Here is a 13,422-nt window from a genome sequence, read left to right as displayed (position 1 = left end):
TGAGCGGGGGCATTGAACGGCTGGACTGAGCGTAGGGGGCTTGCCCAGGCGGCGATCGGTCGGGCTGCGCGGCGGACGCGTGGCCAGTTCGTCGGCGCCGCGCGGAAGCTCTGGCCTTTCGGCCATGTCCAGGCGACCCGCCTGCTCTTTGCTCCGCATGATTTGCGCACGGCCGATCCGACCACGGCCGGCGATATCTATTCCGGGTATTATGCCTTCGCCGGGCGCACGCTGAGAACCCACGGCGAATCGCCCTTCGACTGTCAGCCGCCGAGCGAGGGCTGGTCCGAGGCCCTGTACGGCTTCTCATGGCTTCGGCATATGCGCGCCGCCGATACCGCGATCGCCCGTGCCAATGCGCGCGCGCTGGTCGATGAGTTCATCGACAGGCGGTACGACCGCAGCGAGATCGCAAGGCAGCCGGCAGTCGCCGCGCGTCGACTGATCTCCTTCCTGTCACATTCGCCGCTCCTTCTCGAGGGCGCAGATCACGCCTTCTACGAGCGCTTCATCCGCCATGTCGCGCGGCTGACGGAGCGGCTGACGCTGGCGCTGTCCGGCGCGGTCGATGGCGCAGCGCGGCTGCAATGCCTGATCGCGGTGACCTTCGCCGCGATCAGCCTGGACGGCCAGGAGCGACGGCTGAGGCGCGCCGAGGCAACCCTGTCCGACGAGCTCGACGTCCAGATCCTGCCCGATGGCGGCCATCTCAGCCGCAATCCCCGGCTGATCATCGAGTTGCTGCTCGATCTCCTGCCCCTGCGCGAAACATTCGTCGCGCGCGGGCTGGAACCGCCGCGCAGCGTCCTCATGGCGATCGAGCGGATGATGCCGCATCTGCGGCTGTTCCGGCATGGCGACGGCTCGCTCGCCCTCTTCAACGGCATGGGCATTACCCCGCCCGATCTGATGGCTACGCTCGCGGCCTATGATGATGCCCGCGCCCGGCCGATCGAGCATGCCGCCTATTCCGGCTATGATCGGCTCGGCGGCGGCCGCAGCACCGTGGTGGTCGATGCCGGCGCGGCGCCGCGAGGGGCCAACTCGGTCGAGGCCCATGCAGGCTGCCTGTCCTTCGAGTTCTCCAGCGGCAGCCAGCGCATCATCGTCAATTGCGGCGCCAGCCGTTTCGGGCCGCCCGAGCTCCGGTTGGCGGCGCGCAGCACCGCAGCCCATTCCACGGTGGTCCTGGCGGAGCGCTCCAGCGCCTCCTTCGGCCTCGTACTCGGTGAACACCGCATCACCGCCGGCCCCTCCGACGTGCGCGTCGCGCGGCAGGACAGCGAGGCTGGCCATGAATGGGTCGCGAGCCATGATGGCTACCACCGCCATCTCGGCGCCCTGCACACCCGCCGGCTGCTGCTCAGCAATGACGGTACGACGCTGACAGGCGAAGACGAGATCGCCCTGCCCAAGGGAACCGAAACCCTGCCGGCCGTGGCACGCTTCCACCTGCACCCCGGTATCCGTCCGAGTCTGATCCGCGAGGGTGATGGCGCCCTGCTCGCGCTGCCCTCCGGCGAAATCTGGGAGTTCGAAGCCTCCGGCCGCGCCATCGCGATCGAGGAAAGCATCTTCCTAGCCGCTGCCGACGGCAAACGGCGAACCGAGCAGCTGACGATCAGCTTCGACGCTGCCGTGACGCCGCAGGTCACCTGGCGCTTGACCCGCATCGGCACGGCGCCGCGGGCAACGCGGTCGCATGAACGGGGCGGACCCGAGGCACAACTGCCGCTTTGACGGCGGGGCAGCGCTCCGGACACCGCCCTTTGCATCCAGGGCCCGGCATGATACGGCCCCGCCAAGCCGCCTTCATTGCACTGCACACCGGATTGTCCCGATGCCGACTGAGCTTCGCCGCGTCGAACGCGCCCTTCTTTCCGTCTCCGACAAGACGGGGCTGATCGAATTCGCGCGCGCCCTTCACCGTCTTGGCATCGCGCTGGTTTCGACCGGCGGCACCGCCAAGGCGATCGCCGAGGCCGGCCTGCCCGTCACCGATGTCTCCGATCTCACCGGTTTCCCGGAAATGATGGACGGTCGCGTCAAGACGCTGCACCCCAAGGTGCATGGCGGCCTTCTCGCCATCCGCTCGCATCCCGAGCATCAGGCCTCGATGCTCGGCCACGGCATCGCGCCGATCGACCTGCTCGTCGTCAATCTCTATCCGTTCGAGGCGACCGTCGCCGCCGGCCGCGCCTATGACGACTGCATCGAGAACATCGATATCGGCGGCCCCGCGATGATCCGCGCCGCCGCCAAGAACCACAACGACGTTGCCGTCGTGGTGGACGCGTCGGACTATGCCGCCGTGCTCGGGGAACTCGAGAGCCAGAAGGGCGCGACCACGCGGACGCTGCGCCGCAAGCTCGCCCAGAAGGCCTATGCCCGCACCGCCGCCTACGACGCCGCGATCTCGAACTGGTTCGCCAACGAACTGGCGGAGACATCTCCGGCCTACCGCGCCCTCGGTGGCGGCCTGGCCGAGACGCTGCGCTATGGCGAGAACCCGCATCAATGGGCTGCGTTCTACCGCACCCCCGAACAGCGCCCAGGCGTCGCGACCGCCCGCCAGGTCCAGGGCAAGCAGCTGTCCTACAACAACATCAACGACACCGACGCCGCCTTCGAATGCGTCGCCGAGTTCGACCCGGCCGTCTCGGCCGCCTGCGTCATCGTCAAGCACGCCAATCCCTGCGGCGTCGCCAGCGGCAGCTCGCTGCTCGAGGCCTACGAGAAGGCGCTGGCCTGCGACCCGGTCTCGGCCTTCGGCGGCATCGTCGCGCTCAACCGCAGGCTCGATGCGCAGGCCGCGCGAAAGATCGTCGAGGTCTTCACCGAAGTGATCATCGCGCCCGAGGCCGATGACGAGGCGATCGCGATGATCGCCGCCAAGAAGAACCTGCGGCTGCTCCTGACCGGCGGCCTGCCTGATCCGCGCGGCGGCGGGCTGTCGCTGCGCACCGTTTCCGGCGGCTTCCTCGCACAGGCCCGGGACAACGCCGTCGTCGACGACATGGAACTGCGGGTCGTGACCAAGCGCGCCCCGAGCGAGGCCGAGCTCGCCGATCTTCGCTTCGCCTTCCGCGTCGCAAAGCACGTCAAGTCTAACGCCATCGTCTACGTGAAGGGTCAGGCGACTGTCGGCATCGGCGCGGGCCAGATGAGCCGCGTCGATTCCTCGCGCATCGCTGCCTGGAAGGCGAGCGAGGCTGCGAAAGCCGCTGGCGTTGCCGAGAGCCTCGCCAAGGGCTCGGTCGTGGCCTCCGATGCTTTCTTCCCCTTCGCCGACGGCTTGCTTGCCGCGGCCGAGGCCGGCGCCACAGCGGTGATCCAGCCCGGCGGCTCGATGCGCGACGACGAAGTGATCAAGGCGGCCGATGAGGCCGGCCTCGCCATGGTCTTCACCGGCCATCGCCACTTCCGCCACTGAGGCGCGGACGCCGCAAGGGCCGCTCTCGACCACAGGAGCGGCTTGGTCCTATTCTGCCGGCGTCGCGAGCGAGGCCGGCATGACGCAGACCCTTCAGCGGCGCACGCCCTTGCGGACGCGCGTTGCACACGAGCATGCCAAGGTCAGCTTCGTCGAGCTGTTCTTCGACCTCGTCTTCGTCTTCGCGATCACGCAGATCTCGCACACGTTGCTCGAGCATTTCTCGCTGCTTGGGCTCGCCCAGGCCGCCCTGCTGCTCGGCGCGGTCTGGTGGGCCTGGGTCTGCACGAGCTGGGTGACCAACTGGCTCGACCCCGACTCGACGCCGGTCCGTCTGATGCTGTTCGTGCTGATGTTCATCGGCCTGGCGCTCACGACCTCGCTGCCGGGCGCATTCGAGGATCGCGGCCTGATCTTCGCCTGCGCCTATGTCGCGATTCAGCTTGGACGCAGCGTCTTCACGCTGATCAGCCTGCGGGGCCGCAGCCCCGCCAACTACCGGAACTTCCAACGCATATGCCTCTGGTTCGCGCTGTCCGGCGTGTTCTGGATCATCGGCGGATTGGCCGATGGCGGTCTCCGCTTCGGGTTCTGGACGCTCGCGCTTGCGCTTGAATATGGCGCGCCCTGGATCGGCTTCAGGGTGCCGGGCCTCGGCCGCTCCAGCACCGCCGAATGGGATATCGAAGGCGCGCATCTTGCCGAACGGTGCGCGCTCTTCATCATTATCGCGCTCGGTGAATCCGTACTGGTGACGGGCGCCACCGCAGCGAAGCTCGCAGCAACGCTGCCCAATTCGCTCGCCTTCGCCAATGCCTTTCTCGGCTCCGTCGCGATGTGGTGGTTGTATTTTCATGTCGGCGCCGAGCGCGGCAGCCAGCGCATCTCCACGGCAGAAGATCCCGGCTCGCTGGCTCGCAGCGCCTATACCTTCATCCCTCTGCCCCTCGTCGCCGGAATCATCCTGGTCGCCGTCGGCGACGAGTTCGTGCTAGCGCACCCGGCCGGCCACACCGAACTCAAGGTGGCGATCGCCGTCATCGTGGGGCCGATCTTCTACGTGATCGGAAATCTGCTCTTCAAGAAGGCCACGGCAGGATGGTATCCGCTATCCCACCTCGTCGGGCTCGGACTGCTGATCCTCTGGGCTCCGACGGCCGCGATCCTGCCGCCGCTCGCGCTGAGCTTCGGTGCAACGCTCATCCTGGTCCTGGTCGCGGCCTGGGAAACGCTCTCGCTTCGGCCGAAGGAGGCCTGACGCATGCATACGATGAAGATGCTCTCGGCCGGCTTTGCGCTGCTCGGCCTGCTGCTGTTCCTGGCGCCGCGGTTGAACCGCAGCAGCGCGCACCCCATCGCCTATGCGGTCAAACTGTTCATTCCGCTCTGGCTCGCCGTTTCGCTGATCAATCTCGTCGTTGGCGTGACCCGCGCCGGCTACACGGTTCTCGAGGAGGCTCCGATCCTGCTCATCGTCTTCGGCATCCCGATGGCGATCGCGCTGCTGCTACGCTGGTTCTTTGGAAAGGCCTCGGCATGAGTCTCGAATCGGTTCGCTCGTTCTTCGCCGAGCACGCGCCGGACATCGCCATCATCGAGACTGCAGAGAGCAGTGCGACGGTCTCCCTGGCTGCGGCGGCTCATGGCGTCGAGCCGGCGCAGATCGCCAAGACGCTCTCGCTGCGGATCGGCGAACGGGTCGTGCTGGTCGTCGCGCGCGGCGATGCACGGCTGGACAACCGCAAGGCCAAGGCGGCCTTTGGCGGCAAGCCGCGCATGCTCGATGCCGGCGAGGTCACCGAGATCACCGGCCATCCGGTCGGAGGCGTCTGCCCGTTCGGGCTCGCCTCCCCGCTGCCGGTCTATTGCGACATCACGCTGAGAGCTTTCGACGAAGTCGTGCCAGCGGCCGGATCCACCCAGAGCGCGCTCCGCATCAGCCCGCAACGCATGGTCGAGCTGACCAAGGCCGAATGGGTCGATGTCTGCCAGGAGCCGGCCTGACGGGCCTCAGCCCTTGCCGCCGACGCGCTCGATCAAGGCCATTGCGGCAGCCGGGTTGCGGATCTTGTCCCCGCTGATGACATATAAAAAGACATCGCGGCCGCCCTGCGCTCCCGCGGGGGTCGCGACCATATCGAGATCCTTCGGCACCTCGCCTTCCGCCCAGCGACGGGCGCGCTCGGCCCAGGCGTCGAGGTCTGTGGCCGAATAGCCGTTTGGTTCGGCCTCTTGCGTGCCCATGATGCGGCTATAGACGAAAGGGGCCGTCGGATCGGCGATCTGCGTGTACTTGGAATCCGCCGCGGTGACGACCGCAACGCCGTATTCGCGCAGCAGCGCGACGAAGTCCGGCGAGCGAAAGCTGTCATGGCGAACCTCGACGGCGTGGCGCAGCGCACGACCTTCGACGGATTTCGGCAGAAGCTTCAGGAAAGCCTCGAAATCCACCGGGTCGAAGGCCTTGGTCGGCATGAACTGCCAGTTGATCGGGCCGAGCTTCTCCCTGAGCTCCAGCACGCCGCCCGTGATGAATTTCTCGATCGAGGGGCCAGCTTCCGCAAGCACGCGCCGGTTGGTGATGTAGCGTGAACCCTTCAACGAGAAGACGAAGCCGTCCGGCGTCTCCTCGCGCCATTTGGCGAAGCTTTCGGGCTTCTGCGAGCCGTAATAGGTGCCGTTGATCTCGAGCGAAGACAGCTTGCTGCTGGCATATTCGAGCTCGCGCTTCTGGGAGAGACCGTCCGGGTAGAAGCTGCCGCGCCAAGGCTCGAAAACCCAGCCTCCGATGCCGATCCTGATGGCGCCCTTTGCTGCTGCGGACATGACGGCTCCTCGTTCAAGCTGGCTGGCGGCATTCTTGTCGCAAACGGGCATTGAGACCACCCGCTTTCGGAGAGCGGTCTTAGCCCGTCTCGTATTATCGTGGCCAACCAGCTTGTCAGCGCCTGTCAGCAGAGGTTCGACGACCCGGCCTCAGCCGTCGCGCAACCGCTTGTGCAGACCGGCGGCGTCCAGGCCGCCCAGATCCAGCAATGGCAGGAGATCGTTCTCCGCTCTGAAATCCCGCGCGCAGATCGCATTGAACAGCGCGATGCCGGCCTGATGCAACGGCACTGCCACGCCTGTGACGGCGCCAAGCAGTTCGAGCGGAACGAGCCCGAAAGGCACGTCCTCGGTGATGAAGCGGGTATCGAGCGTCTTCGGCCCCATCAGCTCCGGACGCATGGCATGGACCGCGGCGGCCATCTCGCCGACGGGGCCAGGCGTAACGCCGAATGACAGGGCGTAGTGATCCTGCACGCTGCGCACCGCGAGTCCGAAGGCCGCCGCAAGCATGAGCCGCTCCTCGTCCATCGCATCGATGATGCGGCCGACGCCCCGCGTCGTGCTCCCGTAATTCGGCCAATCCTCGCCTTGTTCCGCGCGGGTCAGATTGCACAGCATGCTCGCCATATGCCCGGGCGGATTGAGGTTGCTCAGCATGATGGCGAGCAGGTCCTCACGGGGCTCGAACCGATCCCCGAACAACGCCTGGCAGATCGAGTGCCCCTCCTCTGCGAAGCGTCGCGGCAAGGTCGCAACGTCGAGCCGGGCACGGATGCCGGAGATGTTGACGCTGCGCGGCCCCGTCTTGCGCGCGGTCAGCGCAGTCGTCGCCCAGGCGGCAATCGGCAGCGTAATCCCTCGCTCCGCCAGCAGATCATGCAGATAGAGTGCCGCAAAGGAGCTATGCGCGCTGATGACCACGCTCTGGCCCTGCTGCAGATGCTCCGAAAGCGTTTCCAGCACGGTTCGGAAGCCATTGGCCGGCACCGCCACGATGACGGTTTCGGCTCCCGCCACGGCGTCCGCGCAGCTCTGCGCGACCGGGATGGGCAGGGATGCGACGATCGTCCCGGTCACCGCCAGTTCCGCGCCCCCGGCGAAATCGGAGAGGGCCACTCCGCTCGGCGACCACAGCACCGGCTGATGCCCCTGCCGCGTCAGATAGGCGGCATAGCCTCGGCCGATACCGCCGGAGCCGATGATGGCGACACGCATATTCGATGGGCCCTTGCTGTGCGGACGGCTCAGTCGCGAACCGGTTCGCCGAGCGTATGCATCAGCCGGTTGGCCCAGCCGAAGATCGAGGCGGAAAGGATCAGGTCGAGGATTTCAAGCTTCGACAGTCCGAGATCGCGCAACGCAGCAATATCCGCTTGTGTCGCCTCGGACGGCGTCTTCGAGAGCCTGACCGCGAAATCGAAGATAACCTGCTGGTGTTCCTCCAGCTCGGCATCGACGCCATCGGCGAAGATCGCTTCGATCACGTCTGTCCGCTTCGTCAACTGGTTGAAGCGCGAGGCATGCACTGCCGCACAATAGACGCAGCGATTGACGATCGAGGCGCCGACTGCGCCAAGCTCCCGTTCGGCCGGGGACAGCCCGCCCTTGCCATACATGATCGCGTTGAAGAGCGGCGAGCGCACCTTCAGGGATTCGGGATCATGCGCGAGCGTCAGGACATAGGCCGAAACCTTCTTGTTCGACGGCGTGATCTGAAGCGCATCGAGCTGCTCCGGAGTCGCGTCCTCAAGCGTGACCGGCGTGACATAGGGCGACCAGCGCGGCACGTCGGCCGTGAACTCGTGGACCGGAACGCTCACAGGACCTCCTCCAGCAGCCGCAGGCCGGCAATCACACGGACCTGGTAATTGACGAAGGCAGCAAGCTCTGCGAGCCGGACGATGTCGGGCTCCGCGATGCCTGCCGCCTTGAGCGCCTCGATATCCGCCCGCGTCGCGTCCTTGACCGTCTTCGTCAGGATGTCGACATGACGCGTAACGGCGACGAGCCGCGCATCCGCGCCGAGCTGCTCAAGGGCCGCGCCCGAAGCGATCGCCGCCAGCGCGGAGGTCTCGCCGGCTTGTCCGAGCAGTTCCCGATAGTGGGCGGCCAGCCCGGAATCCCCGTTCCATCGGGCCATCCTGACCGCCAGCGCCGCACGTTCGGCATGGCTCAGCCCGCCCGGCTCGCGCGGCAGCAGGACCGCGTCATGGCTGGCCTGGCTCATCTCCATGATCCCGGAGCGCTCTGATACGGCATCCGCAAGTTGGGAGCCCGCCTTCAACCCCGCCAGGCTCTCGATCAGATTCGTCCCGCTCAATCCCATCTCCCCTCGCTGCGACAAGCGATGTTTAGGATCGGCGACGGCGAAGGTCCACCCGTCGATCTATGCGGGTCCGATTGCCGGCTATATGACAGATTCATGATCCGACGCGCGGCTCGTCTCTGCCTTGCCCTTGCGGCTTTCACCTGGCTTGCCGCCGGCCCGGCAGAAGCTCGCCGCGTCCAGATCATCACCTCGTTCCCGCCGGCCTTCTTCGAGCCCTTCCGGGCGGCCTTTCGCAACCGACACCCGGACATCGCGGTGGAGGTCGTGCAGCGCAAGACCACCGCAGCCGTTGCGGATATCCGGACACAGCAGCGTCAGGAGGCCGATCTGTTCTGGGCCTCCGCCCCCGACGCCTTCGAGTTGCTGAAGCGGACGAAGCTGCTGGCTCCGCTGCAGGCCCGGCCGACCGGCGCCCCCGAGACCATCGCGGGCTATCCCGTCAACGATCCGGATGGGCACTATCTCGGCTTTGCCGTCTCGGGCTACGGGCTGGTCTACAATCCGTCCTATCTTGCGGCGCGGGGGCTCCCGGTACCGCGGAACTGGGCCGACCTTGCCGCCCCCGCCTATGCCGGCCATATCGGCCTGACCTCGCCAGCCCGCTCCGGCACGACGCACCTGATGGTCGAAGCCCTGCTGCAATCGCTCGGCTGGGAACGTGGCTGGGCGCTCTGGTCCGAGATCGGCGGCAATCTCGCCACCATCACGGCGCGCAGTTTCGGGGTGACGGCGGGTGTGGCGCGCGGTCGGTTCGGCATCGGTATCTCGATCGATTTCCTGGCAGAAACCGCCGGTGCGGAGGGCGAGACCAGCCGCTTCCTGCTGCCGGAGGAGACGCTTTTCGCACCAGCCAGCATCGCACGGCTGGCAACGTCACCCAATCCGAAGGAGGCCGAACTCTTCATCGACTTCGTGCTCTCGCCCGAGGGCCAGAAGCTACTGCGCGAGCCGCGGATCGGCCGGCTTGCGGTCTCACCGGCTGCCTATGGCGCCGACGAGGCGCCGCCGCATCTTTCGGACCTGTCGGGCCTCTTCAACCGGACACGCTTCGATGCCGGGCTGTCGGCCGGCCGCTACGAACTGGTCAACATCATCTTCGACGAGTGGATCACCTTCCGCCGCGCGGAGCATGCCCGGCTCTGGCGCAGCCTCCAGGGACTGGAGGCCGCGCTTCTCGCCTATCCCGACGGGCAGGCCGCCCGCCTCCTGACCGAAGCGCGCGGAGCGCTGGCGCGGCCGCCCATCCCAGCCTCGGAACTCGGCCAGCCCGAACGTTTTCGCGATCTTGTGCGTGTGCCTCGGGGCCTGGCAGTTCCCGAGGCGCAGGCGCGTATCGAAGCCGAGATCCGCAACGCAATCGCGGCCCAGGCCGCGGACGCCGCCATCAGGTTGCGCCAGGCCGCCGAGCGTCTCGCGGCCGCAGGGTGGACCAATTCGGATGACGGGCTGGCCGGAGGGCTGCCATGAGGCGCCTCTGGCGAGACCGACGTTTCGGCATCGGCGAACGCCTGATCGCCGCCTTTCTCGGCGTCGGTCTGTTCGCCGTCGGCGCCGGCATCGTCGGCGTCATATCCTATGAGCGACTGAGCACGGAGCTGGCGGCCATCGCCCGCGATCATCTCCCGGGCCTTGCCTCTTCTGCGAGGCTTGCCGAAGCCAGCGCGCGCGTCATCGCCAGCATGCCCGAGCTTGCCAATGCCGAGCGACGCGATGCCTATGAGCGCGGCCGGCGGCTTGTCGGGGAGCGACTGGATGAGCTCGACCGGGTCCTGGCCGAACGGGCCGAGGGCGGGTTCGCCTCGCCTGCCCTGGCCGCGGTAGCGACCGAGATCCGCAGCAATCTCAAAGCCATCGATGCGGTCTCTGAGCGGCGCTTCCCGCTTGGCGAGCGCAACCGTGCCATCGGCGAGGAGCTACGTTGGCTCCAGGCCGATCTCCTCGACGAAATCGAGCCACTCACCGACGATGCCCGCTTCAATATCGAGACGGCGCTCGGTCAGGCCGGAACCGAAGCATCAGGCGCAGCCAAGCCGAATGCCATTCGCGAGGAGACGCGCAAGAGCGCGGCGTTGATGACGCTGAATGCCCAGGCGAACCTGATCGTCGGCCTCTATGGGCGGCTCGGCGCGGTCCGCTCCCGCGAGGATATGGAGCAGACCGGCCATGTCATCGGCGAGGCGGTCGACCAGCTCGAAATCGAGGCCAGGGCGCTGAACGGCTGGCCCGATACCATCACCGTCAGGCAGATTGCCCAGCGGCTGATCGGACTTGCCGATGCCGGCACCGGATTGGCCGCCATCAAGCGCGCGGAGCTGGCAGCCCAGACGGACGCGCAACGACTGATCACGGAAAGCCGGCGGCTGGTCAGCGAGCTCGGCACCCTGGTCTCCCAGGAGGTTCAGAGAACGGAAGCAACCGCGAAAGCTGCGGCCGAGCGTTCCGCCACAGCGATCAGGCTCGGCCGCAACCTGCTCCTGGCGATCGCCGCCGCCTCGCTGATCGGAGCCCTCCTGATCGGCTGGTTCTATGTTCGCCGTCATCTCGTCGCGCGGCTGCGCGTGCTCACCGAAGCCGCGACCAGCATCGCCAGCGGGCAGTCCTCGGCTGTTTTGCCCCATGCGGGCAATGACGAGCTCGGCGACCTCGCCCGGGCGCTCGCCGTCTTCCGGCAGACCCGGGACGACCTGATCCAGGCGGCCAAGCTCGCCGCGCTCGGCCAGATGGCGGCCGGCCTCAGCCACGAACTCAACCAGCCGCTGGCAGCGATTCGCTCGCATGCCCATAACGGGGTGCTGCTGCTGGAGCGCGAGCGGCCCGACGAGGCCCGCCACGCCATCATGCGCATCCAGGCGCTGACAACCCGCGCCGCCGAGTTGATTGCTCACCTCAGGCGCTTCGCCCGCAAGCCGGGCGTGACGCTTTCTCCCGTCGAGGTCGGCGGCGTGGTCGAGACGGCGCTGTCGCTCTTCAGTCCGCGCCTCGATGCCGGGCAGGTGACGCTGAAGCAGGACATGCCAGGCGAAAGGCTCTATGTCCGCGCCGAGGAAATCCGGCTGGAGCAGGTCCTGGTCAACCTCATCGCCAATGCCCTCGATGCCATCGCCGGTCGGCCGGACCCGACACTCGCGATCGGCGCGGCCCAACGCGGCAAGGCCGTCGAGATCTGGGTCGAGGATAACGGGCCCGGCATCGACCGCGCGCATCTGGAGCGAATCTTCGACCCGTTCTTCACGACCAAGCCGGTCGGTTCGGGGCTCGGCCTCGGCCTCTCGCTCTCCTACAACATCATCAAGGACCTTGGCGGCACGCTCGCCGTCGCAAGCTCCGGTCCCGCCGGCACACGCTTTCTGATTATGCTCGAAGCCCTGCCGAACCGCGCAATGGCTGCCATGGAAATTGACGCATGAATGCGCCAAGGATTGTTCTCGTCGACGACGACGCCGAGGTTCTCGAGGCCTGCCGGCTGACCTTGGAGCTCGAAGGCTTCGAGGTCGCGGCAAAGCGCTCGGCCGACGCAGCCCTGCCCCTGCTGACCCGCGACAGCCCCGTCGTTCTGGTCAGCGATGTCCGGATGCCCGGCCGCGACGGCTTCGGCCTGCTGGCGGCGGTCAGGGCGATCGACCCGGAAATTCCGGTCGTGCTCGTCACCGGCCATGCCGACGTCCCCATGGCGGTGAAGGCGATCCGCGACGGTGCCTGGGATTTCGTCGAGAAGCCGGCCGATCCCGTGCTCCTCACCGAGACCGTCCGCCGGGCGAGCGATTACCGCCGGCTGATCATCGAGAACCGACAGCTGCGTGCCGGAGCCACCCCCGACGACCCGTGGGTCGCGCGGCTTGTCGGCGCCTCGCCGGCGATCGTCCGTTTGCGGCAGCGGCTGACCCTCATGGCCGACGCCGATGCCGACGTGCTGCTCTTCGGCGAAACCGGGACCGGCAAGGAGGTCGCGGCGCGCGCGCTGCACGATCTCGGCAAGCGCCGCAGCGGGCGCTTCGTCGCGGTGAACTGCGGCGCAATTCCCGAAACCATGATCGAGAGCGAGCTTTTCGGCCATGAGGCCGGCGCCTTCACCGGTGCACGCGAGCGGCGCATCGGCAAGATCGAGCATGCCAGCGGCGGCACGCTCTTTCTCGACGAGATCGAGTCGATGCCGATGGCCGCGCAGGTCCGGCTGCTGCGCGCGCTCCAGGAGCGACGCATCGAACGCCTCGGCTCCAACCGCGAGATCGCGGTCGATATCCGCATCGTCGCGGCAACAAAGGCGGACCTCGCAGCATTGGCCAAGGCCGGCGGATTTAGAGAAGACCTGGTCTATCGCCTCAATGTCGTGACGCTCCGCCTGCCGCCCCTGCGCGATCGGCGCGAGGACATTCCATTGCTGTTCCAGCACTTCCTCGGGCTCGCCGCCGCTCGCGTCGGCCGCTCCGCCCCGCCGCTCGGCCGCGATCTGCTGCAGCGCCTGTCACGGCAGGACTGGCCCGGCAACGTGCGCGAATTGCGCAACGCCGCCGAACGCAGCCTGCTCGGGATGGACGAGGATTTCGATGATCATGAGACCGTCGCCGGACCATCGAGTGCCGAACTGACGCTCGACGAACAGATCGCGCTCGCCGAAGCCGAGGTGATCGGTGCGGCGTTGAAACGCCATGGCGGCCGGATCGGCGTCACAGCAGCCGCCCTCGGCATCACCCGCAAGACCCTTTACCTCAAGATGCGCCGCTACGGTTTGAGTGGCGCGGCAGCACTTCCCGACTGACGTCGCGATGTTACCGTCCTGACCCATCCTCTCGACGCGACGGTTACCGCAACGACCCGCAGAGAGCGCGAACTG

At 67.2% G+C, this 13,422-nt stretch carries 12 protein-coding genes; 8 read left to right on the top strand and 4 right to left on the bottom strand.

Features of this window, described 5'->3' with window-relative positions; all coding sequences use genetic code 11:
* The first annotated feature begins 12 nt into the window (after positions 1 to 12).
* The 5 genes from BIWAKO_RS10615 (at position 13) to BIWAKO_RS10595 (ending at position 5,437) form a co-directional block, all read left to right on the top strand.
* Positions 13 to 1,740 (top strand): heparinase II/III family protein, encoded by a 1,728-nt coding sequence (locus BIWAKO_RS10615; protein ID WP_084651248.1) that lies wholly within the window; start codon positions 13 to 15, stop codon positions 1,738 to 1,740.
* A gap of 100 nt (positions 1,741 to 1,840) precedes the next feature.
* Positions 1,841 to 3,433 carry a bifunctional phosphoribosylaminoimidazolecarboxamide formyltransferase/IMP cyclohydrolase gene (gene purH, locus BIWAKO_RS10610; RefSeq protein WP_069878668.1) on the top strand — a complete coding sequence of 531 codons (1,593 nt, stop codon included), beginning with the start codon at positions 1,841 to 1,843 and terminating at the stop codon, positions 3,431 to 3,433.
* A 79-nt stretch (positions 3,434 to 3,512) separates the two neighbouring features.
* Positions 3,513 to 4,691: a low temperature requirement protein A gene (locus BIWAKO_RS10605; protein ID WP_069878667.1), complete on the top strand. Its 1,179-nt coding sequence runs from the start codon at positions 3,513 to 3,515 to the stop codon at positions 4,689 to 4,691.
* Between the two features lie 3 nt (positions 4,692 to 4,694).
* Positions 4,695 to 4,973: a hypothetical protein gene (locus tag BIWAKO_RS10600; protein ID WP_043242153.1), complete on the top strand. Its 279-nt coding sequence runs from the start codon at positions 4,695 to 4,697 to the stop codon at positions 4,971 to 4,973.
* Positions 4,970 to 5,437 (top strand): YbaK/EbsC family protein, encoded by a 468-nt coding sequence (locus BIWAKO_RS10595; RefSeq protein WP_069878666.1) that lies wholly within the window; start codon positions 4,970 to 4,972, stop codon positions 5,435 to 5,437. Before BIWAKO_RS10600 ends, BIWAKO_RS10595 begins: the two co-directional genes overlap by 4 nt.
* A gap of 6 nt (positions 5,438 to 5,443) precedes the next feature.
* Here the strand turns inward: BIWAKO_RS10595 and BIWAKO_RS10590 are convergent, their stop codons facing one another.
* From BIWAKO_RS10590 to BIWAKO_RS10575, 4 genes are all read right to left on the bottom strand, one after another.
* Complete coding sequence (locus tag BIWAKO_RS10590; RefSeq protein ID WP_069882344.1) at positions 5,444 to 6,259, bottom strand: DUF72 domain-containing protein; 816 nt, start codon at positions 6,257 to 6,259, stop codon at positions 5,444 to 5,446.
* A 150-nt stretch (positions 6,260 to 6,409) separates the two neighbouring features.
* Entirely contained in the window at positions 6,410 to 7,477 is a 1,068-nt protein-coding gene (locus BIWAKO_RS10585) for an NAD/NADP-dependent octopine/nopaline dehydrogenase family protein (protein ID WP_069878665.1), read from the bottom strand.
* Between the two features lie 29 nt (positions 7,478 to 7,506).
* Complete coding sequence (locus BIWAKO_RS10580) at positions 7,507 to 8,082, bottom strand: peroxidase-related enzyme (protein ID WP_069878664.1); 576 nt, start codon at positions 8,080 to 8,082, stop codon at positions 7,507 to 7,509.
* On the bottom strand, positions 8,079 to 8,582 hold the full coding sequence (locus BIWAKO_RS10575) for a CMD domain protein (protein ID WP_244523408.1): 504 nt from the start codon (positions 8,580 to 8,582) through the stop codon (positions 8,079 to 8,081). The genes BIWAKO_RS10580 and BIWAKO_RS10575 overlap by 4 nt, the downstream gene beginning before the upstream one ends.
* 102 nt (positions 8,583 to 8,684) lie before the next feature.
* Here BIWAKO_RS10575 and BIWAKO_RS10570 point away from each other — a divergent pair, with 102 nt between their 5' ends.
* Genes BIWAKO_RS10570 through BIWAKO_RS10560 form a run of 3 tightly spaced genes read left to right on the top strand, consistent with a single transcriptional unit; the run spans position 8,685 to position 13,347 of the window.
* Positions 8,685 to 10,058, top strand: a complete 1,374-nt coding sequence (locus BIWAKO_RS10570) for an ABC transporter substrate-binding protein (RefSeq protein ID WP_069878662.1) — start codon at positions 8,685 to 8,687, stop codon at positions 10,056 to 10,058.
* Positions 10,055 to 11,998 carry an ATP-binding protein gene (locus BIWAKO_RS10565; protein WP_069878661.1) on the top strand — a complete coding sequence of 648 codons (1,944 nt, stop codon included), beginning with the start codon at positions 10,055 to 10,057 and terminating at the stop codon, positions 11,996 to 11,998. Before BIWAKO_RS10570 ends, BIWAKO_RS10565 begins: the two co-directional genes overlap by 4 nt.
* Complete coding sequence (locus BIWAKO_RS10560) at positions 11,995 to 13,347, top strand: sigma-54-dependent transcriptional regulator (protein WP_069878660.1); 1,353 nt, start codon at positions 11,995 to 11,997, stop codon at positions 13,345 to 13,347. Before BIWAKO_RS10565 ends, BIWAKO_RS10560 begins: the two co-directional genes overlap by 4 nt.
* Positions 13,348 to 13,422: the final 75 nt, after the last annotated feature.

It is taken from the genome of Bosea sp. BIWAKO-01 (genome assembly GCF_001748145.1).
GTDB lineage: Bacteria > Pseudomonadota > Alphaproteobacteria > Rhizobiales > Beijerinckiaceae > Allobosea.
The sequence above is the reverse complement of the archived record's forward strand: the minus strand, read 5'-3'. Positions and strand labels throughout refer to the sequence as shown.